Source organism: Corynebacterium suranareeae (assembly GCF_002355155.1).
GTDB lineage: Bacteria > Actinomycetota > Actinomycetes > Mycobacteriales > Mycobacteriaceae > Corynebacterium > Corynebacterium suranareeae.
Map to the genome: position 1 here is coordinate 401,444 of NZ_AP017369.1, position 20,704 is coordinate 422,147.

The 20,704-nt window shown below is 52.1% G+C and carries 24 protein-coding genes; 8 read left to right on the forward strand and 16 right to left on the reverse strand.

Going from position 1 to position 20,704, the window contains the following annotated elements; all coding sequences use genetic code 11:
• Window positions 1-53 precede the first annotated feature (53 nt).
• A complete protein-coding gene (locus N24_RS01935) occupies window positions 54-1,475 on the forward strand; it encodes a hypothetical protein (protein WP_231910824.1) in 1,422 nt (473 codons plus the stop codon).
• 310 nt (window positions 1,476-1,785) lie between these two features.
• On the opposite strand, the gene N24_RS01940 is transcribed toward N24_RS01935, so the two are convergent.
• Window positions 1,786-2,367, reverse strand: coding sequence for an RNA polymerase sigma factor (locus N24_RS01940; RefSeq protein ID WP_096453845.1), 582 nt, complete (start codon window positions 2,365-2,367; stop codon window positions 1,786-1,788).
• A gap of 204 nt (window positions 2,368-2,571) precedes the next feature.
• Here N24_RS01940 and N24_RS01945 point away from each other — a divergent pair, with 204 nt between their 5' ends.
• Window positions 2,572-4,122 (forward strand): catalase, encoded by a 1,551-nt coding sequence (locus tag N24_RS01945; protein ID WP_096453847.1) that lies wholly within the window; start codon window positions 2,572-2,574, stop codon window positions 4,120-4,122.
• Window positions 4,123-4,201: 79 nt separating this feature from the next.
• Here the strand turns inward: N24_RS01945 and N24_RS01950 are convergent, their stop codons facing one another.
• Both N24_RS01950 and N24_RS01955 read right to left on the reverse strand, forming a co-directional pair.
• Window positions 4,202-4,495 (reverse strand): hypothetical protein, encoded by a 294-nt coding sequence (locus N24_RS01950; RefSeq protein WP_096453849.1) that lies wholly within the window; start codon window positions 4,493-4,495, stop codon window positions 4,202-4,204.
• A gap of 51 nt (window positions 4,496-4,546) precedes the next feature.
• Window positions 4,547-5,002 carry an Lrp/AsnC family transcriptional regulator gene (locus N24_RS01955; RefSeq protein WP_167381992.1) on the reverse strand — a complete coding sequence of 152 codons (456 nt, stop codon included), beginning with the start codon at window positions 5,000-5,002 and terminating at the stop codon, window positions 4,547-4,549.
• Window positions 5,003-5,076: 74 nt separating this feature from the next.
• Here N24_RS01955 and brnF point away from each other — a divergent pair, with 74 nt between their 5' ends.
• Window positions 5,077-5,832: a branched-chain amino acid exporter BrnF gene (brnF, locus tag N24_RS01960; protein ID WP_096453853.1), complete on the forward strand. Its 756-nt coding sequence runs from the start codon at window positions 5,077-5,079 to the stop codon at window positions 5,830-5,832.
• The gene (gene brnE, locus N24_RS01965) at window positions 5,829-6,155 is read left to right on the forward strand and encodes a branched-chain amino acid exporter BrnE (RefSeq protein ID WP_096453855.1); all 327 of its coding nucleotides are present in this window, start codon (window positions 5,829-5,831) and stop codon (window positions 6,153-6,155) included. Before brnF ends, brnE begins: the two co-directional genes overlap by 4 nt.
• Before the next feature lie 74 nt (window positions 6,156-6,229).
• On the opposite strand, the gene N24_RS01970 is transcribed toward brnE, so the two are convergent.
• Window positions 6,230-6,523: a hypothetical protein gene (locus N24_RS01970; protein ID WP_096453857.1), complete on the reverse strand. Its 294-nt coding sequence runs from the start codon at window positions 6,521-6,523 to the stop codon at window positions 6,230-6,232.
• A 108-nt stretch (window positions 6,524-6,631) separates the two neighbouring features.
• A complete protein-coding gene (locus N24_RS01975) occupies window positions 6,632-6,979 on the reverse strand; it encodes an ArsR/SmtB family transcription factor (RefSeq protein WP_096459591.1) in 348 nt (115 codons plus the stop codon).
• A 114-nt stretch (window positions 6,980-7,093) separates the two neighbouring features.
• On the opposite strand from N24_RS01975, the gene arsB reads away from it, so the two are divergent.
• Together arsB and N24_RS01985 are read left to right on the forward strand one after the other, a co-directional pair.
• Window positions 7,094-8,131 carry an ACR3 family arsenite efflux transporter gene (gene arsB / locus N24_RS01980; RefSeq protein WP_096453859.1) on the forward strand — a complete coding sequence of 346 codons (1,038 nt, stop codon included), beginning with the start codon at window positions 7,094-7,096 and terminating at the stop codon, window positions 8,129-8,131.
• Window positions 8,128-8,517, forward strand: coding sequence for an arsenate-mycothiol transferase ArsC (locus tag N24_RS01985; protein ID WP_096453861.1), 390 nt, complete (start codon window positions 8,128-8,130; stop codon window positions 8,515-8,517). Before arsB ends, N24_RS01985 begins: the two co-directional genes overlap by 4 nt.
• A 61-nt stretch (window positions 8,518-8,578) precedes the next feature.
• Here the strand turns inward: N24_RS01985 and N24_RS01990 are convergent, their stop codons facing one another.
• From N24_RS01990 to N24_RS02015, 6 genes are read right to left on the reverse strand one after another with little or no spacing between them, the layout of a single operon-like run.
• A complete protein-coding gene (locus N24_RS01990; RefSeq protein ID WP_096453863.1) occupies window positions 8,579-8,899 on the reverse strand; it encodes a Na+/H+ antiporter subunit G in 321 nt (106 codons plus the stop codon).
• Window positions 8,900-9,172: a cation:proton antiporter gene (locus tag N24_RS01995; protein ID WP_096453865.1), complete on the reverse strand. Its 273-nt coding sequence runs from the start codon at window positions 9,170-9,172 to the stop codon at window positions 8,900-8,902.
• Window positions 9,173-9,179: 7 nt separating this feature from the next.
• Complete coding sequence (locus tag N24_RS02000) at window positions 9,180-9,635, reverse strand: monovalent cation/H+ antiporter subunit E (RefSeq protein WP_096453867.1); 456 nt, start codon at window positions 9,633-9,635, stop codon at window positions 9,180-9,182.
• Window positions 9,635-11,161 (reverse strand): monovalent cation/H+ antiporter subunit D family protein, encoded by a 1,527-nt coding sequence (locus N24_RS02005; RefSeq protein WP_197702418.1) that lies wholly within the window; start codon window positions 11,159-11,161, stop codon window positions 9,635-9,637. Before N24_RS02005 ends, N24_RS02000 begins: the two co-directional genes overlap by 1 nt.
• Before the next feature lie 6 nt (window positions 11,162-11,167).
• On the reverse strand, window positions 11,168-11,551 hold the full coding sequence (locus tag N24_RS02010; RefSeq protein ID WP_096453871.1) for a cation:proton antiporter subunit C: 384 nt from the start codon (window positions 11,549-11,551) through the stop codon (window positions 11,168-11,170).
• The gene (locus N24_RS02015) at window positions 11,548-14,442 is read right to left on the reverse strand and encodes a DUF4040 family protein (RefSeq protein ID WP_096453873.1); all 2,895 of its coding nucleotides are present in this window, start codon (window positions 14,440-14,442) and stop codon (window positions 11,548-11,550) included. Before N24_RS02015 ends, N24_RS02010 begins: the two co-directional genes overlap by 4 nt.
• A 174-nt stretch (window positions 14,443-14,616) precedes the next feature.
• On the opposite strand from N24_RS02015, the gene N24_RS02020 reads away from it, so the two are divergent.
• Window positions 14,617-16,080 (forward strand): ABC transporter permease, encoded by a 1,464-nt coding sequence (locus tag N24_RS02020; protein ID WP_096453875.1) that lies wholly within the window; start codon window positions 14,617-14,619, stop codon window positions 16,078-16,080.
• Here N24_RS02020 and madM read toward each other — a convergent pair.
• A complete protein-coding gene (gene madM / locus N24_RS02025) occupies window positions 16,042-16,803 on the reverse strand; it encodes a malonate transporter subunit MadM (RefSeq protein ID WP_096453877.1) in 762 nt (253 codons plus the stop codon). The genes N24_RS02020 and madM overlap by 39 nt on opposite strands.
• Window positions 16,804-16,812: 9 nt before the next feature.
• Window positions 16,813-17,253 carry a malonate transporter subunit MadL gene (gene madL / locus N24_RS02030; protein ID WP_096453879.1) on the reverse strand — a complete coding sequence of 147 codons (441 nt, stop codon included), beginning with the start codon at window positions 17,251-17,253 and terminating at the stop codon, window positions 16,813-16,815.
• A gap of 235 nt (window positions 17,254-17,488) precedes the next feature.
• Between madL and N24_RS02035 the strand changes: the two genes are divergently transcribed.
• Window positions 17,489-18,412, forward strand: a complete 924-nt coding sequence (locus N24_RS02035) for a LysR family transcriptional regulator (protein ID WP_231910826.1) — start codon at window positions 17,489-17,491, stop codon at window positions 18,410-18,412.
• Here N24_RS02035 and N24_RS02040 read toward each other — a convergent pair.
• The 3 genes from N24_RS02040 to N24_RS02050 are packed head-to-tail and all read right to left on the reverse strand — an operon-like array spanning window position 18,381 to window position 20,700.
• A complete protein-coding gene (locus N24_RS02040; protein ID WP_096453883.1) occupies window positions 18,381-19,307 on the reverse strand; it encodes an ACP S-malonyltransferase in 927 nt (308 codons plus the stop codon). The two genes, N24_RS02035 and N24_RS02040, sit on opposite strands and share 32 nt — an antisense overlap.
• Before the next feature lie 2 nt (window positions 19,308-19,309).
• Window positions 19,310-19,939 (reverse strand): malonate decarboxylase holo-ACP synthase, encoded by a 630-nt coding sequence (locus tag N24_RS02045; RefSeq protein ID WP_096453885.1) that lies wholly within the window; start codon window positions 19,937-19,939, stop codon window positions 19,310-19,312.
• Window positions 19,933-20,700 (reverse strand): biotin-independent malonate decarboxylase subunit gamma, encoded by a 768-nt coding sequence (locus N24_RS02050; RefSeq protein ID WP_096453887.1) that lies wholly within the window; start codon window positions 20,698-20,700, stop codon window positions 19,933-19,935. The genes N24_RS02045 and N24_RS02050 overlap by 7 nt, the downstream gene beginning before the upstream one ends.
• Between the last annotated feature and the right edge of the window lie 4 nt (window positions 20,701-20,704).

Below are 20,704 nucleotides of genomic sequence, written 5' to 3' on the forward strand. Positions count from 1 at the left end.
ACACTTCAAGCGGGGTTTTAATGTGTGAGGGGCGACGGGGTGGGGGCGAGCTTGTGAAGTGGAATTTTCCAGAATTTTTTAGTTTCTCTAGCAGGGAAAACACTGCTGATAGTACTAGCGATAAAGAACATGAAAATGCAACGGAGCTAGCGGCCGAAGCTTTAGCGGATGTCATTTTTCAGTGGAAAAACTGGGTCTACCGACGCGTTGATAGTGTGCATCCATCCGAAGGAGCTCGAGGGAGACTCAGACACTCCATGGATTGCGAAGCTCCACCGGACCCACGGCTTGCGTACAACGAAGTTGAACGCCGTTATAACGATATTAATGACGTAAAGGGACAACTAACGGTCCCGCTAGCGTTCATTGAAAAAGGCCCGATGCGTCATCTTGATGTCTGGAGAAATGATGGGACGAGCATTCCTATCCTTGGTTCGGAAGAAACTAGTGAACTAATGGTGGCTGTCCTCATGCTGTTTTTGAAGAAAAATGGCATCGAGCGAACATCCGAACTTGAAGATGCGATGCGTGCCCTTGTGGCATCTAGAGAAAAAGGAAACCTAGCAAAAGCAACGAACTTAATTGAAAGTGGGATGTGGGAGGGTAAAACATTATGGGATAGTAATGATCCTGCAGTGAGGTTTGATGTGGGAACAAAAGACTTGCTTTTGAATCTATCTACTGATTTTTTGTTGATGGGTTTGTTGCCCACAGAAACTTCTGGAGTCAGGCAAGTTTTAAAATTTTCATATCACTGGGTGGTTGAATTACCTGATAGAGGGCTTCTTAGGTCATTGTGGGGTAGCGTATGTGTCGCATTTCGAGCAGCTCCAATGGAAATTGAATTACCAACACATATGCCGACAGAGGCGAAATCATACCATCTTGAATTTCATACACCGCCTGAGTTAGATATTCAGGAGTTATCGCTTCCAGTTGAGCCCATCAATCAAGGTCATCAGGTCGGCTATCCAACTGACTCTAATAGGACGCCCATTGCCCATGTGCACTCGAATTTTTCCGAGATCATGACCGCAAATGCAAAGGTAAAATTGGAGGTTCCCAAAAGGGGAATTTGGGTTACTGCACTTTTATCGAATACATTAACTGCCGGAATTTTTATACTTGCTTTGTTATTACCCAATGCAACTGATGCTCTGCGTAGCGTCGGTGGAAATGCAGCGGCCCTAATGCTTGCGGCACCAGCAGTATTTGTAAGTTTTCTCATCTTTCCTAAAGAACATATTTTTGTATCTTCTATGCTTAATCCACTTCGTATCGTTGTAGGAGTATGTGCGCTACTGCTCTTTACGATGGCAGGAAGCCTTGTGGGTGGACTGGAGCGACCACTACTTATTCTTCTGTGGTCATTTGGGGCTGGGTTTTCAGTGCTAGTTGTTAGTGCACTAGCATTAGGTCCACTCCTAGGAAAGCTTTTTGAGAGGTTGCACCTGCGCCCTAGTACTAAGAACTGATGTAGAGTTTGTGGAAAGATGAGTTAGAAATCCCAGGTTGTAGACGTCATGGGCGATGCATCATTACTTTTAAATGAGTAAGAACCTTAAGGATAAATATGGGAAAGATTAAAGGAAGCGCACCTCGAAGAGCTGTCGTTCGGGGCGGGGTTATTACTTCTATTGCCGGAGGAAAATCATCTGCGAGCGTAAAAATTAAAGATTCAGTTTTAGATAAACACAAAGTATTAATGCGGTCAAAGGATTCTAGGGTGGGTAAGAGTCGTTTTGATCGCGTAGCTAAATAGGTCTGACAAATGGAACCCATCCACTAACCTTGAGCGGATTTACCATCTTCTTCAGATGAATCACCGGCAGCTGTGGCAGAGATAAGGTCAGCTCGTGCCCTCGCTACGCGGGAACGGATTGTTCCTACTCGCACGTCGGCAATTTTTGCTGCTTCTTCATAGGTATAGCCCAATACTTGGGTGAGGATTAGGGCTTCGCGGCGTTCTGGGGGGAGGGCGTCGATAAGCGTGCGGACGTCGATCCACTCGGACCAGATGCCCGCATTGCTAGCGTCGGTGGCACCTGTGTTTTCGTATTCGACGATGGATTTGCGGGGGCGTGCCATGTCATGGCGGATGTTGTCGACCCAGACGCGTCGGGCTAGTGATAGCAACCAGGTGCGTGCTGAGGAACGCGCGGCGAAGCGGGGGAGGGCTCCCATGACGCGTAGGTAGGTTTCTTGGGTGAGGTCATCGGCGATTTCGTGGCCGCCGAGGTGAGCTAAAAGGCGCCAAACATCATCTTGAGTTTCTCGAATGAAATCGGTGAGTGCTGCGCGATCGCCACGGCCGGCGGCAAGGGCCAGCTCGGTGACGTGGGCGTCGTTGCGCTCTTTTGACTTCACAATGGCTCAGAATACCAGCTCAGGGAGGGGTCATCATAAAGCTCCGGAGGGGGTGTCAATATAGGCAAAAAGAATCATACTTTTGTCTTTTTGCTGGCAGTTTGTAAAAGACTTACTTGGGCGGTGGCACTAAGTGACATTCTCGGGTAGACTATCAATCAGACTCAATCCATAGGTAACCCGCATAAAAGGAAGGTAAGGCTAATGTCTGAGCAGTCAGCAGTAGACCAGATCGTGGATCGCGGAATGCGTCCAAAGCTTTCTGGAAACACCACCCGCCACAACGGAGCGCCAGTTCCATCTGAGAACATCTCCACAACCGCAGGCCCACAGGGGCCTAACGTTCTCAATGACATCCACCTCATTGAGAAGCTGGCACACTTTAACCGTGAGAACGTTCCAGAGCGTATTCCTCACGCAAAGGGCCACGGCGCTTTCGGTGAACTGCACATTACTGAAGACGTTTCCCAGTACACCAAGGCAGACCTTTTCCAGCCCGGCAAGGTCACCCCACTGGCTATTCGTTTCTCCACCGTTGCTGGTGAGCAGGGCTCCCCAGATACCTGGCGTGACGTTCACGGTTTCGCTCTTCGCTTCTACACTGAAGAGGGCAACTACGACATCGTGGGTAACAACACCCCAACCTTCTTCCTTCGTGACGGCATGAAGTTCCCTGACTTCATCCACTCCCAGAAGCGCCTCAACAAGAACGGTCTGCGCGATGCAGACATGCAGTGGGATTTCTGGACCCGCACCCCTGAATCAGCACACCAGGTGACCTATCTGATGGGTGACCGCGGTACCCCTAAGACCTCCCGCCACCAGGATGGTTTCGGCTCCCACACCTTCCAGTGGATCAACGCTGAAGGCAAGCCAGTATGGGTTAAGTACCACTTCAAGACCCGCCAGGGCTGGGATTGCTTCACCGACGCTGAGGCAGCAGAGGTTGCTGGCCAGAACGCTGATTACCAGCGCGAGGACCTTTACAACGCAATCGAAAACGGCGACTTCCCAATCTGGGACGTCAAGGTTCAGATCATGCCTTTCGAGGATGCAGAGAACTACCGTTGGAACCCATTCGATCTGACCAAGACCTGGTCTCAGAAGGATTACCCACTGATCCCAGTTGGTTACTTCATTCTGAACCGCAACCCACGCAACTTCTTCGCACAGATCGAGCAGATTGCACTGGATCCAGGCAACATCGTTCCAGGTGTTGGACTGTCCCCAGACCGCATGCTTCAGGCCCGTGTCTTCGCATATGCTGATCAGCAGCGTTACCGCATTGGACCTAACTACCGCGATCTGCCAGTAAACCGTCCAATCAACGAGGTCAACACCTACAGCCGCGAAGGTTCCATGCAGTACATCTTCGATGCTGAAGGCGAGCCATCCTACAGCCCTAACCGCTACGACAAGGGTGCAGGCTACTTGGACAATGGTCAGGACTCTTCCTCCAACCACACCTCCTACGGCCAGGCTGACGATATCTACGTCAACCCAGATCCACACGGCACCGATCTGGTTCGCGCTGCATACGTTAAGCACCAGGATGATGATGACTTCATCCAGCCAGGCATCCTTTACCGCGAGGTTCTGGATGAGGGCGAGAAGGAGCGTTTGGCAGACAACATCTCCAACGCAATGCAGGGTATCTCTGAGGAAACCGAGCCACGTGTCTACGACTACTGGAACAAGGTTGATGAGAACCTCGGCGCACGCGTCAAGGAGCTTTACCTCCAGAAGAAGGCGTAAGTCCTTCTGACCTAAAATGAGGGCCTATCCGCCAATGGTGGATAGGCCCTCATTTGTCTTTGAAGCTAGTTGAGAAAAATTAGCTAGACAGCAGATCCGCAATTCCCAAGGTTACTGCGGTGGAACCGATGGCGGTGGAGCCGAGTCCAACGGCAAAGAAGCCAGCGGTGCTCTGAATTGCACCTTCAACCTGTGCAGCTTGAGCGGCAGGCAGGAAGCTTAACAGATCAGTGACTTCTTGTGGAAGCTGGATCCCAGAGCTGAGGTTGGAGGAACCAGTGGTCGAGCCAGCTTCCTGCGCGCTAGCGACTCCAGTGCCTCCAGCCAGGGCTGCGGTAGTGATTGCAATTGCTGCGATAGATTTCATGCGCATGGGATCAGTCCTTCACTAGATAAAAAAGATTCATGTTCCAAACTACATGTTTCACACTTGGGGACGCGCTGGTTTGACCACTTTCATGGCAAAACGTGATGAGATCTTTGCAATTCCTGGCACGGTTTGGATGTGGTTAGACAGAAATTGTTCATACGCTTCCAAATCGGCAACACCAATGCGGACAAAATAATCGGGCGAACCAAAAAGCCTATGTAGCTCCAACACTTCATCGTGCTGCGCAACGGAGCTTTCAAAGTTATCTACTGTGGAGCGGTCAAAGTTGCTGAGTGTAACATCCACGGTCACCTCAAATCCACGATTCATCACCGCGGGGTGAATGTCTGCACTGTAGCCCAAAATGATTCCCTCGGCCTCCAAACGCTGCACCCTCCTCAAGCAAGGTCCCGGGGTGAGACGCACTTTGTCAGCTAGTGCGAGATTTGAGATACGTGCATTCGCGCTAAGCTCAGCAATAATTGCGCGATCAATGGAATCAAGCTTCATATATTGCACAATAGCCTATTTGAGGTGCGCAAACTGGCAACAAAACTACCCGGTATTTGTGTGATGATTGTAATGTGCAAAAAACGCAAGAGATTCATTCAAGCCTGGAGGTTTCAGCGTCCAAGGCGGCCCTGGAACCAGGGGATAAAGGTTATCGGCGCTACGAAATCGCGCAAGGTCTAAAAACCTCCCTTGCTGCAGGTTTGGGTATGTATCCGATTGGTATTGCGTTTGGTCTCTTGGTTATTCAATACGGATACGAATGGTGGGCGGCTCCACTATTTTCCGGACTCATCTTCGCAGGTTCCACGGAAATGTTGGTCATCGCCCTTGTTGTCGGTGCAGCTCCCTTGGGCGCCATCGCGCTCACCACATTGCTGGTGAACTTCCGCCACGTATTCTATGCGTTTTCATTCCCGCTGCATGTGGTCAAAAACCCCATTGCTCGCTTCTATTCGGTTTTTGCGCTTATCGACGAAGCCTACGCAGTCACTGCGGCCAGGCCCGCAGGCTGGTCAGCGTGGCGACTTATCTCGATGCAAATAGCGTTTCACTCCTACTGGGTATTCGGCGGTCTCACCGGAGTGGCGATCGCAGAGTTAATCCCTTTTGAAATTAAGGGCCTCGAATTCGCTCTTTGTGCTCTCTTTGTCACGCTGACTTTGGATTCCTGTCGAACGAAGAAACAGATCCCTTCTTTGCTGCTCGCAGCTTTGAGCTTCACCATCGCTCTTGTGGTAATTCCAGGCCAGGCCCTATTTGCAGCGCTGCTGATCTTCTTAGGGCTGTTGACTATCCGGTACTTCTTCTTGGGAAAGGCTGCTAAATGACAACTGATTTCTCCTATATTCTCCTTGTTGTCGCGGTGTGTGCAGTCATTACTTTTGCGCTCCGGGCGGTTCCGTTCTTAATCCTCAAACCTCTGCGTGAATCACAATTTGTGGGCAAAATGGCGATGTGGATGCCTGCAGGAATCCTTGCAATTTTGACCGCCTCTACATTTCGCGGCAACACGATAGATCTAAAGACTCTAACTCTTGGCCTCATTGCTGTTGTGATTACGGTGGTGGCGCATCTTCTTGGTGGTCGGCGCACGCTGCTCAGCGTTGGCGCTGGCACCATCGTTTTTGTTGGACTGGTGAACCTGTTCTAAAACTGTATAAATAACAAAAATCCGCGTGCCCTCAACCTGAAAGGGATGCGGATTTTTGTTTAATTCGAGAGGTCTTAAGCAGACAGAGCTGCAGAACCGATGGCTCCCAAACCGAGGAATGGGAGAACGATTGGAAGGATGATGCTAGCGGTGCTGTTTAGTGCAACCGAACCTGCGGTGCTCTGGATTGCAGATTCAGCATCGGCGTAGGAGATTCCTGGCACGAAGTTCTGCACGGTCTGGACGAATTCTTGAGGGATCTCAATCATGGAACTAGGGCTAACCTGCTGAGCATTAGCAACACTTGCGGTTGCGCCCATAATTACTGCGGTGGAAAGTACGATAGCTGCAACTGACTTGAAACGCATAGGGACTCCTTAAAAAATACTGCATGGAAAATGAGCTTGCCCCTACGAGGCTAATGTATGAGATTTGATAGTTCTCTGCATTGGCATGTGTTCTACATCTAATTATTTTTAGCCGATTTGAAGGATTGTGCGCAGGCTGGCGAACGTCTCCGGTTGAACTTGGTGGAAGACGGTACGACCTTCAGGGATTCTTACCAATAGACCAGCGTCAGTCATCTTTTTCAGGTGGTGGGAGATGGTGGGTTGACTAAGTCCCATGATCTCGGTGAGTTCGTTGACCGTAGTGGGGGCGCAACCTTCTGCTGCAAGGTGGGACAGGATTCTCAAACGAACTGGCTCCCCGAGCGCTTTGAAAATCTCGGCGTAACGTTCGGCATCGTCCTCACTGAGAGGTTCTGCCGCTAGTGAGCAGCATTCTGCAGGGTTAATGAGCGGTAGGTCGATGGGTGTGGTCATGTTCGTCATTATATATTGACGTGCATCGATATTGAAGGTATTTTTATATCGACAAACATCAATATGATTGAAAGTTGGCTCATGACCCTTACTAAAGAGCATCCGACAAGCTCGATGTCGTTCCTCGACCGCTGGTTAGCCGCTTGGATCTTCTTGGCGATGGCGGCCGGATTGATGATCGGCAAGGTTTTTCCAGGAATTGGGACGCTTTTGAGTGCGGTGGAAATCAGTGGAATTTCCATTCCAATTGCCATTGGCCTGATCGTCATGATGTATCCACCTTTGGCCAAGGTGCGCTACGACAAAACTAAAGAAATCACCACAGACCGCACTCTCATGGTGGTGTCGATTGTGTTGAACTGGATCGTTGGACCAGCACTCATGTTTATCCTGGCGTGGCTGTTTCTTCCCGATCAACCAGAGCTTCGCACTGGGCTAATTATTGTCGGCCTTGCGCGCTGTATCGCGATGGTTTTGGTATGGAGTGATCTTGCCTGTGGCGACCGGGAAGCAACTGCTGTGCTGGTAGCCATTAACTCGGTGTTCCAGATCCTCATGTTCGGTGTGCTTGGTTGGTTTTACTTGCAGATTCTTCCCTCGTGGCTGGGGCTTGACACCACGTCGGTGACTTTCTCTGTGATATCAATCGTGACATCCGTTCTCGTGTTCTTGGGCGTACCACTTGTAGCTGGTGTTTTATCCCGCGTCATTGGTGAAAAAGCAAAGGGACGACGCTGGTACGAAGACACGTTCCTGCCCAAGATTTCACCCTTGGCGCTGATAGGTTTGCTGTACACAATTGTTGTGCTGTTTTCTTTGCAGGGGGATGAAATTACAGCGCAGCCATGGACGGTGGCTCGGCTAGCACTGCCATTGTTGATTTATTTTGTGGGTATGTTTTTCATTTCCCTGGTGGTATCCAAACTATCCGGGTTAACTTATGAGCGTGCTGCTTCCGTGTCTTTTACTGCAGCAGGAAACAACTTCGAACTAGCGATTGCAGTATCGATTGGCACATTTGGTGCGACATCACCGCAGGCGTTAGCCGGAACGATCGGCCCTTTGATTGAAGTCCCAGTATTAGTTGGATTGGTTTATGTCATGTTGTGGCTTGGACCAAAAATCTTTAAAAAGGAGAATGCAGGATCATGAAATCAGTTTTGTTTGTGTGCGTCGGAAATGGCGGAAAATCACAGATGGCGGCGGCGCTGGCACAGAAGTATGCGTCAGATTCAGTAGAGATCCATTCTGCCGGAACCAAGCCTGCCCAGGGGCTAAACCAATTGTCTGTGGAATCCATCGCTGAGGTGGGTGCTGATATGTCGCAAGGAATTCCCAAAGGGATTGATCCGGAGCTGCTGAGCACTGTCGATCGCGTGATCATTTTGGGCGATGATGCGCAGATAGATATGCCTGAAGCCGCAACAGGCACACTTGAGCGTTGGTCAATTGTGGAGCCGGATGCTCAAGGAATGGAACGCATGCGTATTGTGCGGGATCAGATCGATAATCGAGTCCAAGCTTTGCTAGCTGAATAAGAGCAATAAAAAGGGGCGTGCCAGCAATAACTTGTTGGCACGCCCCTTTTTTAAAAGCAGTTTATTTGGATCGTCTATTATCCACCACGGTCACACCATAGATAGAGCGTCCCATGTAGTAGGAACCAACGGAACCGATGACCCACACGCCGATGATGGCGATGATCGCACGGATGAAGTTGTTGGGGTTAAATCCATCAACGGACCAGCTGTGAATCAGCAGCGCAATGATGAGCAGCGGAATGGAAACACCCACGGTGGGGCCAAGCAGATTGGCTCGGGTGAGCGGATCCGGTGCTCGCCACAAAGCGATTGCAGTACCTAGAGAAAACAGACCTGCGAGGATCACGAGGATGGAGACGATGATCTCTGGAATGGTCATTTACCTGCGTCCCTTCGAAATGATGCGAGCCATGGACAGGGTTGGGAGTACGCCACCTAAGACTGCGGCAAGAAGTGCAATCTCAAAGGCGATCGAGGTTGGGTTGTTGAGTACCCAGATGAGGTAGATCGCGATCATGGAGTAGAAAACCATGTCGGAAAGCACAGCGCGGGTGAGGAAATCTTTGGTGCGCAGAATAAGAACCAGGGCAGATAAAAGGGAGAGCGCAAACATGCAGATGCCAACTGTGGTGACAATTTCAAAAGCAGTCATGTTGTTTTTAAAACTCCCTCTTGTCTTTGCTGACGGTGTTTTGGGCGGTGTCAGCGATCTCGCGGCTTGGCCATTCGGCATCGCCTGGGCGGATCTCCTTGTAAGGGCCTTGGCCTGGGACTCCATGGTCAATTGAAGCGACCGACGGGACGAGGCGCTGTTCCATGTCAGCGATGGATTCAAAAACTTCCACGGGATCGGAACCAAACACTGCCTGGATCAGCAAAATAGTGGGGTCGCCGGGATTGCGGGGTTCGCGCAGTCCGAGGGACAGGGTGGAAGGTGTCGCGGTGATGCAGGTGGACAGGGCGGCGATTTGGAAGTCCGTGGTCACTCGAAGTGGGTAGCGGATAACAACGGGGTTGAAGCCAGTGTCTTTTTTCACCGCGGCGGTGATTACGCTGAAGCCAGAGAGGAAAATCTGGCCGATCAGCCACGGAATGAATTTCAGGGCGTTAAGCATTAGTTTCCTCCCTGGTAGCTAGGGCTTGGCACACCAATGGCATTTTCACCGAGCACGGCCTGCTGATATGCATCGGTGTTCAAGAGGCCGTCGGTGGCGGTGAGGGTCGCGTCGATAAGCGGGCCCGCGAAGATGAACATGCCTACCGATAAAATGACAAGGCTGAGTGCTGGGGCGATTTTTGCGGCGCTGATGCGCAGCTGCGGCGAAACGCCGCGCTGCTGCATCGAGCCACCCCAAAAGACTTCGCGCCACACGCGGATCATGGAGAACAGCGCACCGATGCTGGCGATGATGATTGCGGCGATAGCGATCCATGCTGCGACATTGCCGACGCGGGCGATTTCCAGCAGGATCAGCGCTTTGCCCCACATACCCGAAAACGGTGGGAAACCGACAACAGAGAAGGCACCTGCGGCGAACACTGCTGCGACGACGGGCTCGCGGCGCGCAAGGCCGGACAGTTTGGACAGCATGCCGGTGCCGTAGGTTTCTTCGATCGCGCCGGAGGTCAGGACCAGCGCGCCGATGGTGATCATGTGGTGCAAGGTGTACAACAAACCAGCGGCGAGTGCGCGCTGTGGATCGTCGGAGGTAAACGCCATCATGATGAGAATGAATGGCATGCCGTTGACCATTTGGTAGGCAAGGACGCGGCGGATGGAGTTTTCACCAAGGCCTGCGAAGCCACCGACCAGCATGGATACCACCATGAAGGCCACGATCAGCCAGTTCCAGGTGGGATCGATGTCAAAGATGTGCACCCAAATGCGGTAGAGCATGTAGACCGCGACTTTGGTGTGCAAACCAGAGAACAAGCCCATCACGGCAGCAGAGGTACCGGGGTAGGTGCGGGGCAGCCAGGTGTGGACGGGGAAAACTCCGGCCTTAACGGCGATGGCGATAACCACGATGCCCATGGCGGTGGCAGCCAGTGGGTTGCCCTCTACGACATCTTGAAGCGCTGCGATATTTACAGAACCGACAACGCCGTAGACAATCGCCACACCTGCAACCAGCAGGGTCGACGCGGACAGGTTAACCAGCACGAAAATTCGGCCAGACGCCAGGCGTGCCCAAGTACCAGTCATGGCGATCAAACCGTAGGACGGCAGCAGCATGACTTCGATGAACACGAAGAAGTTGAACAGATCGGCGGTCAGAAGAGCACCGTTAACGCCCGTGATCAGCATCAATGTGAGCGCTGGGTAGAAACGTGCGCGGGTTTCACCAACGATGGTGGCAAACCAGTTGGCGGTGACAGCCACGATGGAGGTGGTGATCAACATGATGGCGCTGAACGTATCGGCAGCAAAGGGGATTGCCACGCCACCAACATAAAGGCCCACGTTGTGAGCAATCGGGCCGTGTTCAGCGGTGTGTGCAAACAGCCAGATGCCAGCAAAAATACCCGCGAAAGGCACGATGATGTGCAAAATATCGCGGATGAGACGCCACGGCAGAAGCACCGCAATGGCAGAGGCAGCAAGGGGAACTGCAACGAAAATAGGAAGGAGAACATCCATGGCCATTTAAGCTTTATCCTCCTGGTCAGTTGGGTTGATCACGGAGCGAGCTGAAGTGGTCAAAGGGGATTGATCATCATCCGGTTCGATTGAGCGGGTGTCATCGCCACGTCCCAAAGCTGCCAACGCCAACATGATGGTGGTGGTCGCCATGGCGATCACGATCGCAGTCAGCACGAACGCCTGGGGGAGGGGATCGGCGGCGTCGGCAAGCGCGGTGCGGTCTGGGAATGCTTCGCCACGCCACGCTGGAACGCCGGAGTACAAAATGGTGAGGTTGGCGGCGTGGCCGATTAATGACATGCCGAAAACGATGCGCACCATGCCGCGCTGCTGGATGAGGTAGACACCTCCGCCGAATAGGATTGCCACGGTGAATGCGAGAATCATCGGGTTACCTCCTTAGAGTTTCCACTTGCTGGGTTCATTGGCTCCGGCCAGTCTTCATCGCCATCTGGTTCAGGTTCCACAGCTGGGGTTGCCGGAAGTGGTCCGCTTTGGCGGGCGTAATCCAGATCCTTGATGTCAGAGCCTGGGCGCAGGTAACCGCCGAGGCCGTTGATAGCCATGGACACCATGCCGAGCACGGCGAGGTAAACGCCGAGGTCGAAGATCATCGAGGTGGTCCAGTGCTGGCCTGCGAAGTTGAAGTGGATGGCGTAGAGGAAGGAACCGTGGGTCAGACCCAAAACGCCGGAGAACACGGCCATCAAGATGCCGATTCCGGTGAGGATGAATGGGACGTTTTGGTTGAATATGCGACCATCGCGGGCTTTAGATAGGTACAGGTACATCAGCGCTGCGCCAGCAATCAGTGCTGCGATGAATCCACCGCCTGGATCGTTGTGTCCACGCATGAACACAATGAAGCTTAAGAAGCACAGTGCGGGAACAAGCACTTTAACCAGCATGCGCAACGGAATGGAGTTGAGCTGGGATTGACCAAATGGGCGAGGGTGGGTGCCCTTGGCAAAAGGATGGCGAGGCATTGATGCCACGACAGCGCCGATAACCACAGCAGCCATGCCCAGTACGGAAAGCTCGCCCAAAGTATCAAGTGCACGGAATTCCACCAAAATGGTGTTCACTACGTTGGCACCGGAGGTGATCTCTGGTCCTTCGTTGAGGTACCACATGGCTAGTTCGGAGCGTTCGTGTCTTCCAAGCAGACCCCACACGGCCATGAATGCTGCGAAAGCAGCCAATACGGAGACCAAAACGGTGCTGCGTCTGCGGCTGTGTTTGATGCGCTTGAATTTGTTGGGTTGGTGGCGGATGACCATCATGATGATCACCACTACGAGGCCTTCTACCAAGAACTGGGTCAGCGCAACATCGGGCGCGCCAAGCAGCAACATTTGGAAGGACACACCCACACCAACGGTTCCTACTAGAACAGCTGCACTCAAGCGGTTACGGGTGGTCACCAGGCCGAAGACAGACAAACCGATGATTGCCAGTGGAATCAGATCCACCCAGTGATCAATGCCTGGCTGTTTCGGTGCAAGCTGGATAGAAGGGTGGAGGGTGGCAAACGCTGCCAGCGCCCACAGCAGCACGATGAGGCTAACTAGGTGCCTACGGGGGCTCATGGAATCGGCCATGCGGCCAAAAGTTTTGCCCAAAAGGTTCGCGCGGTAGACCAGCATAGATAAGGTGTCGTTGCCGGTTGCGATGGGAAATGGGCTGGTTTCTGCGATCTTCCACAGTTCTTTTCGGAAGATAACTCCTAGAACACCAGCTGCCAGCACACCTAAAGAAATCAGCAGCGGGGTGTTCACACCATGCCAAAGCGCAAGGTGCAGGTGCGCTGACTCCCCGGCAGCGGAGGTGGCGGCGGCGGAGAGGGGGGCGTCGAAAAGCGAAAGGACAAGCACTAAAGGCAACGACATGAGCCCAGGCAGCGCTGCTGGAAGCCACAGGGAAACCGGGGCTTCTTTGACATGTGACATGTTGCGTGGGCCGTCGACGAAGGCGCCGAGGACCAATTTAGCTGAATATGTGAAGGTTAAAACTGCGCCGATTGCCGCTCCGACCAGCAGTAATACCACATAAGAGTTGCCGATTGGGGCGTCTAGGAACGCGGTGAGCATGCCTTCTTTGGACACAAATCCCAGCAAAGGCGGGACCGCAGCCATGGATAGTGCGCCGATTAATACCGAGACGAACGTGAACGGCATCTTTTTCACTAAGAATCCCAGGCGGCGAATATCGCGCGTGCCGGTTTGATGGTCAATCACGCCAATGAGCATGAACAAAGAAGACTTAAACAGCGCATGGCTTAACGTGTGCACAATGGCAGCGCCGAGGGCGAAAGGCGTGCCCACGCCGATGGTCGCCACGATCCAACCCAAATGCGACACCGTGGAATACGCGGTGAGTTTTTTCAGATCAGTTTTCTGCACCGCGAAATACGCCGACATAATCGCAGTGCCCATACCAATGATGATGAGCAGCCAATTCCACACTGCAACATCGTGGAACACAATGCTGAAACGCAGAAGTAGATAAATACCGGCCTTGACCACAGCAGCAGCGTGTAGGAAAGCAGAAACTGGAGTTGCTGCAGCCATCGCCTCAGGCAGCCAGAAGTGGAAGGGGAATTGTGCAGATTTAGTGAATGCGGAGATAGCAATCAATACCGCAATCACCGCAGTTACAACTGGCTTGTCCGCCCAGAAAGTAGAGTGCAAAATGCCATCTAAACTGGTGGTTTCCGCCTGCACCGCAGCGATAGCCACCGCAGTGAGCAAAGTCAGTCCACCGAAGAACGTCAAAATCAATGTGCGGATTGATCCTGATTCACCGGAAGAACCAGAGCGCGCAATCAGCATGAACGAGGCGAGTGAAACCAGCTCCCACGCAACGAAGAGAACAAAGACGTCATCGGCAAGAACAAGCAGCAAAATGGCGGCGGTAAAAGCCGTCATGATGGTGTAAAAACTAATATTGCCCTTTTTCCGAGGCAAATATTCTGCAGAATAAATAAACACCACGGCGCCGATAACCAGCGCTAGAAGTGCAAAAAACAGACTCAAAGCATCCGCGCGCAACGCAAAATTAACGTCTATGCCAGTGCCCAAAACATCACGAACCCACGTGACATCCCAGGTCAGTGCTTGACCATCCAGGATCGGCCCGGCTTCACGCACCAAAAAATATGCGGCGACTGCAAAGATCGCAGCCAGAGGCCATCCAGCTTTTCGATCAATCACCTTGACCGAAATTGGCGCAAAAATCACTGAGATCACAGCAAGCGCCACAACAAATAGCAAACTCATGCAATATCCCTAATTACCCATTGAACCCGACCTATAACGAAGGCTTTCGCTGTGATGCAGGAGGGTATTTACCTTAAAATTTGATCAACTACAAAACTACTTCAGTCGGTTAGCAAGAGCACATTTCGGTGCGCCTCCCTGATAAACCTCTAAACAATAACTAAATTGCACACTATGTCTGCTGCTACACGATCAAGAAAAATCTTGACTGCCCTCCTGCTCTTAATCCCGCTCATCGCGGGCACCATTTATGCCGCCGCCATCAATCTGGATGTCTCACGCGCGTGGTCATCAGCAGACGAGGTCACCGGCGCGCCTGCAGCATCCGTAGCCACCAACAATGAGGAGCTTATCGACGCCCGCCGCGCCGCCGGTGAAGCCGGTGTTCAAGCTGGCTTCCTCGCCTCAGGCACTGAGGAATTAACCGCAGGAACACAACAGCTTATCGACGGCGCCGCCCCGCTAGCCGAAAGCGTTACTGCCGCGGCTGACGGTGCAGCACAACTCCACGATGGTCTTGTGCAACTCCAAGCTGGTACTGGACAAATGGGCACCGGCGCAACCGAGATCGCCGATGGTGTCCAAAATGCCGTTGAACAAATCGGCGGCCTTGTGATTGTGCAGCAGCAACTCGGGGCCGCTCTTGATGAAGCAGACAAACAACTCGCGGCAAGCAAAGTTCCCGAAGCGCAAAACCTACGCAAGCAGATTTCCGATGTTCGCAGCCAACTAGAAAACTTAGGTATCTCCGTAGAGATGACCGACCAACTTGATCAACTGCGCACCGGTACCCGCGACCTGGCCAACCAATTAGCTGTACCTGGTTATGGATTCCACGACGGTATTTACAGCGCCACCAACGGAGCAGCGGAACTATCTGCAGGTTTGAAAGAACTAGAAGCAGGCGTTGGAACAGCGGTTGAAGGTTTTACCGCACTCGATGAGGGCGCAAACCGACTAGAATCCATGGCTGCACTCAATGAAGAGAAAACCTCCGCCGTCCAACGCGCTCTCCCAGTACCCCAAGTTCCAGCCGGTGCGATTGAAGCCGCAGCAGATGAAGAACGAACCAGCGCACTAGCACCGATGTACGCCTTCTTGATCTCTGCACTGGTCATGCTTGCTGGTGCTGCACTTGGATGGGCAACGCTGAAAAACTACTGGCTGCTGGCCTTTGCTGTCATTGGTGTCACTGCAATCGGTGGCATCATCTTGTTCACCGTAGCTCTAGGTATGTCGGTAGCGGCACTCTTCGGAGCTCTAGGCATTTTGCTTCTTGCCACCGTTGTTGCCGGAATTCTCTCCCGCGTACTTCTTGACATGATGGGAACTACCGGCGCCATTGTGGTTTCTGTGCTGGGATGGGTAGCCCAAGCTGCAGTAATTGGCCATGTATGGAGTGTTACCGCAGTATCCGATATTGCCCTTGTGTGGCGGGTAGTTGCTGGCATGATGCCACTGCATTACCCCACATTTGCAGTGACCTCCATTGGTAATGGTGGATCAGCTGCAGCGATCTGGATGTCTGTTGCTGTGTTGTTAGCAATGGGTGTGATTGGGGCTGTGATGCTTCGGAAGCCTAAAGCTGCTGCAGCAGTATCAGCCGAAGAAGAGTCGCATGATGAAGTAGAAGACTGATGGTGCCAACAGGCAACCAAGTCCGGTGTAAAACGTTGCGGTCATCGCGCCATAAGGTACAAGTCGCTGATCTGTCGCAGCAAGACCTCCGGCCACTCCTGAGGTAGTGCCCATGAGTCCGCCGAAAGCCATGGCAGATTTTGGATTATTCAATCCGATGTACTTTGCGGCAAGCGGGGTGCCAACCATGACTAAAACGGATTTCACCAGACCAATAGCTACTGACAGTGCGATGATTTCTGAACTTGCACCAATTGCTGTGCCTGTGACAGGTCCAACGATATAGGTGGCAGCACCTGCACCGACCGTGGCTAGGGATTCAGGGTCACGGTAGCCAAAAGCAAACGCAATGATCGCGCCGATGGCAAACGAACCGAAAATTCCGATAAATAGTGCAATCGCACCCGCAGCGCCAGCTCTTTTGATTTCTCGAACATCCACACCATACGCGGTGGAGATGATGGCGAAATCTCGCAACATTGATCCGCCGAGGATTGCCATTCCGCTAAACGCTGCAATATCACTGATACCTTTTGTGCCACCCGTGTAATTTCCGGCAAAGAAGGCTAGAACCAAGGCCAATGTGATGGCGATAGCTGATCCGTGAAGCCGTCCCTTGGTAGCTTTTCGGGAGATAAAGTTTGACACCAGCATCAATGCGCCGACGCACGCGAAGGCAAAAACCAAACCATTTTTTTGAATGATCTCATTCACGATATCCATGGTGATCTCCTAGCTTTTCTCTGCCGAGTTAGACACAAGCGGTTTTTCTACTTCTAATTCCGTAGCTTCTTCATGCAGCGGTGGGAGTGGTTCAGAAGGCTTGCCGATCTTTGAAAGAATTGGAACCATGCCGGCGCAGCACACCACGGTGACTACTCCTGCGACAAGTGCCATTACTCCGCCGTCAACAGCGCCGGCGACGTTTTGAATTGATGACATTCCCACGACGATGGGGATATACATTGAGGACCAGAACAGGATTCCTTGTTTGGTGGGTTCTGGCATAAGTCCCTTTTTGCGGAGCCAACCAGTGACAAAAATCAGCATCACCATTGCGAATCCGACGCCTCCGATATCTGCGTCTACTCCCATGAGGTTGCCGAGGAAAGTGCCAAGGATTTGCCCAATCAGCATGCATATTGCCAGGGCGGCTGTGCCATAAAGAATCATTGTTGTTCCTAAGTCTCGTGCCTTATTAAAGGCGAGATGTATTGATGGACATTTGGATACTCACAGTTTGAAAAATAGTGTGCTCTACAACAGTGTGAAGCATCTTAAGTGAGCTTGCCCACAATATTGCCAAGGTGAGTGGGCTCACACTAATATGAAATCCGAAAGATTCATGCAAAAACGCATGGAATATAGATTGCGGATCAATCGCTTGATTGGAGTCGAAACAAAGTCTGTGAACCTACCCATTGATCACTACTTATCCCAGCTTGTAGGTATTCTTCCTGTCCTTCGGGAGCTACGCAGGGGAGAAACCATCACGCAAACAGCAACACGTTTAGGCATGTCCCAGCCTGCGTTGTCGCGCACCATTTCACGGTGGGAGTCTGAACTGTCAGTGCGTTTGGTTGAACGCCGGGGTCGGGGAATAGAACTAACTGCTGAAGGCGCAGCTTTAGCCGATGCAGCAATTGAAGCGCTATCAGTGTTTCAACCTGCATTAGAAGATCTTTTGGGAGACAGGAATTTAAGGCCTGTGCGGCTTGGCACGCTTCGTTCCATCGCAGGTGAGCTTGGTCCATTAATTGGCAGAAGTAGTTTGCCTGCCAATGTCAGCATCACAGAAGGTTCATCGGATGATTTGCTGTGGCTGATTGAACGTGGGGAGATCGATGCGGCAATAATTGGGCCGAAGCCAACAGATGCCCGATTCACGTGGCAATTTATCCGCAATCAGGAGATTGTGTTGGTGGTGCCTAAAGATCACAGGCTTGCCCGACATGATGCGGTTGAATTGAAAGAAGTGGAAGGCGAACACTTTGTCGCCATGACTAATAAATACACCACGCGGGATCTTGCCGATCAGCTGTGTGCGGAGGCCGGAATCTCCCCAACGATTTCGGTGGAATCAGATTCTTCCTACACGTTGCGCACCTACGTGGCTTCTGGATTGGGTTTGTGCATTTTGCCGGAAATTATGGCCGATTTAGATCCTAATATTGCAACGGTGCAGGTTAGGCGCCCCAACGGGGAGCTAGCCACCAGGGAGATCGGTCTGGTTAAGATGGCAGGGCGCCCGCTGCCGACGCAGGTCAACGCGACCTTGCGCATGCTGCTTGCACGCCCCATTAATGCTTTTCGACGCCCACCTTCACCATAGTTTCCTCCACGCCGACATTATCTACGCACCATCCGGTGTAGTCGGTATCCAACCCCCGAAGCAGTCCAATCAAAGTGTTGCCGGGGGAGACCTGTATCCAGTCAGTCACTCCGCGTTCTGCAAGTGAAGCGATACCAGGTCCCCACTTCACTGGTTGATCGATTACTTCTATTAGGTCATTTTTAACCTGTGGTCCAGTGCGGATCATTCGGCTGGAAGAGTTAGCAAGCAGCGGATACCGGGGTGATTCTACGGTTGTATGCTCCATTGCTTTTGCCACTGCGATCCTCGCAGGCGACATCAACGCGCTATGAGCGGGGACTGCAACTTTAAGCCTCTTTATTTTCCGTGCTCCGAGGCTTGCACCAAGTGCTTCCATCTTCTCTAACGCTGCATGCGAACCAGAGACCGTGGATTGCTCTGCTGAATTAAGATTGGAAAGCCAGATCTCTTCGCCTTCTGCACGCAAGGAATCCACCGCTTTAGACAACGCCACTCGGTTAAGCCCGATCACCGCTGACATACCGTAATCACCCGGGGCAGCATTGTGCATCGTGCGAGCACGGATATCAACCAACCGGACAGCATCCTCGAAGTTTAGTGAACCAGCCGCAACAGCTGCACTCCATGCCCCCAAAGAATGCCCCGCTCCAAATTGTGGCACCAGCCCACGTTGTTGAAGTTCCAAAGCCATGCCAGATTGCAGGATTAATAAAGAAAGTTGCACCCCACGGGTGTTGGCAAGTGACTCTTCCCGATCAAGTAAAAGCGCATCCTCGCCCAACACATCACTTGCAATGGTGACGCATTCCTTGACTTTTTCCAGTGCTAGCCAATGATGCAGCATGCCAATTTTTTGGCTACCTTGGCCACCAAAAAGCAGTGTGAGAACCATGACTACCTCCAAATGATGTTGCTGAGTTCCGGGCCTTGATGTGTGCGAAGCATCATCGAAGGCATTGGTGAATACGACATAGCGCGCTCAAGCTCACTAAATGCCACACCTCCTAGTGGAGTTTCGATGAGGATATCCACGGTTGCAAAAACAGCAGCGCGTTGGTGAAAATGACGAATAGTGCGGATATCGTGAACCGATAGCGGGGAATCGGCGTAGATCACTAAATCAAGATCGCTGTCTGGGTGAGTTGACTGTATTCCTGACGCTAGCTCAAACCCAACGCTGCCCCCGGGACCAAACTTGTAGGGCATTTCATCGAATGCGTTAAAAGCTTGAAAGGCAGCGCCGTCGGGGAGAACCTTTGAAGAAATTTCATACGGCGCAGCGACAGCTGTGATGTATTCTGCTGGGATTTCAGTACCCCAACGCTGATTTCTAGACGATCCCCGAAAGCCCACCGCAACATGTCCTGATGTGGTGGGGCGTGCTCGTCGAACCACAGCCCATGATGCTTTATCACCCGAATTTTCCAGCCACGCATTGTTTTCTATGCGTGCTTGGTACACCACCTGAGGGATGGCGTCAGGGTGCAAGCGGACAAGGTCGTGGACGCGAGGAGTTTTTACCATTGGTCATTTACTGCCGAACGAATCAGGATGGATTGGGCACGAGTTTTTTGTGCTTCCGCAGACTGCAACCGAGAAACAATCTTCTTATCTGAAATATCAGACAATGCACGTTCAAGTGCTCGGATTACCCCTGTGGTGCTGTCATCAGTAATTACTTCATGGATTGCACCAAGGGTGACAAAGGATCGCCCATCAAAGGCCATTGCTGGAATGGATTCCGCTGCCTTGTCTAGTTCCTCAATGGAACGTTGGGTGATGCGGGCAGCTGCTTTTTTACTCATCACCTGCACCTGTACTGCATCACTGTCCAGCATGAGGATTCGATTTGATTGCAAACCAGTGGCCAAAAATGCGCCCGAAATTGCGTTTCCCACAATGAGGCTGACTAGTGGGTGGCCATCTAGTCGGGCTTCGGCAAGCGCATTCACCGAGGTTGCCAGCGCAAAGTTAATACCAAAGAGCTCCTCAAAGTAACCATATGCCTGGCTGGGAACATCAATGATCAAAATGATGGGCTGTTTAGGATCTTCAAGAGTTTTAAGCCATGCGGCAAGTTCCAGGGACTCTTTGATTCCTACTTCTCCATGACGAGCTCTGGGGAAAGGACTGTCTGGGTCAGGAACAATCGCGGCAACCGCAGCAGTTTGGCCATTCAGCGGCATGGTTCCGGTTCGTAGTGATCCTTCACTTGAGGTGATCTGGGTGGATAGCGTGTTGAACCAAGTTGTACCAAGTTCAGTGGAATTAAGCGTGGTGGTCATGGTG

Bases quoted from the DNA above. Each gene is read 5' to 3' on its own strand.
- N24_RS01975 (WP_096459591.1), bottom strand. From the start codon at position 6,979: ATGACCACACCCATCGACCTACCGCTCATTAACCCTGCAGAATGCTGC.
- N24_RS02005 (WP_197702418.1), bottom strand. From the start codon at position 11,161: ATGGATGTTCTCCTTCCTATTTTCGTTGCAGTTCCCCTTGCTGCCTCT.
- arsB (WP_096453859.1), top strand. From the start codon at position 7,094: ATGTCGTTCCTCGACCGCTGGTTAGCCGCTTGGATCTTCTTGGCGATG.
- N24_RS01985 (WP_096453861.1), top strand. From the start codon at position 8,128: ATGAAATCAGTTTTGTTTGTGTGCGTCGGAAATGGCGGAAAATCACAG.
- N24_RS01995 (WP_096453865.1), bottom strand. From the start codon at position 9,172: ATGACTGCTTTTGAAATTGTCACCACAGTTGGCATCTGCATGTTTGCG.
- madL (WP_096453879.1), bottom strand. From the start codon at position 17,253: ATGATTCTTTATGGCACAGCCGCCCTGGCAATATGCATGCTGATTGGG.
- brnE (WP_096453855.1), top strand. From the start codon at position 5,829: ATGACAACTGATTTCTCCTATATTCTCCTTGTTGTCGCGGTGTGTGCA.
- N24_RS01970 (WP_096453857.1), bottom strand. From the start codon at position 6,523: ATGCGTTTCAAGTCAGTTGCAGCTATCGTACTTTCCACCGCAGTAATT.
- N24_RS01955 (WP_167381992.1), bottom strand. From the start codon at position 5,002: ATGAAGCTTGATTCCATTGATCGCGCAATTATTGCTGAGCTTAGCGCG.
- N24_RS02010 (WP_096453871.1), bottom strand. From the start codon at position 11,551: ATGATTCTCGCATTCACCGTGGCAATCCTATTCGGCGGAGGTGTCTAC.
- N24_RS02020 (WP_096453875.1), top strand. From the start codon at position 14,617: ATGTCTGCTGCTACACGATCAAGAAAAATCTTGACTGCCCTCCTGCTC.
- N24_RS02000 (WP_096453867.1), bottom strand. From the start codon at position 9,635: ATGCTTAACGCCCTGAAATTCATTCCGTGGCTGATCGGCCAGATTTTC.
- N24_RS01945 (WP_096453847.1), top strand. From the start codon at position 2,572: ATGTCTGAGCAGTCAGCAGTAGACCAGATCGTGGATCGCGGAATGCGT.
- N24_RS02045 (WP_096453885.1), bottom strand. From the start codon at position 19,939: ATGGTAAAAACTCCTCGCGTCCACGACCTTGTCCGCTTGCACCCTGAC.
- N24_RS02015 (WP_096453873.1), bottom strand. From the start codon at position 14,442: ATGAGTTTGCTATTTGTTGTGGCGCTTGCTGTGATCTCAGTGATTTTT.
- madM (WP_096453877.1), bottom strand. From the start codon at position 16,803: ATGGATATCGTGAATGAGATCATTCAAAAAAATGGTTTGGTTTTTGCC.
- N24_RS02050 (WP_096453887.1), bottom strand. From the start codon at position 20,700: ATGACCACCACGCTTAATTCCACTGAACTTGGTACAACTTGGTTCAAC.
- N24_RS01950 (WP_096453849.1), bottom strand. From the start codon at position 4,495: ATGCGCATGAAATCTATCGCAGCAATTGCAATCACTACCGCAGCCCTG.
- N24_RS02040 (WP_096453883.1), bottom strand. From the start codon at position 19,307: ATGGTTCTCACACTGCTTTTTGGTGGCCAAGGTAGCCAAAAAATTGGC.
- N24_RS01990 (WP_096453863.1), bottom strand. From the start codon at position 8,899: ATGACCATTCCAGAGATCATCGTCTCCATCCTCGTGATCCTCGCAGGT.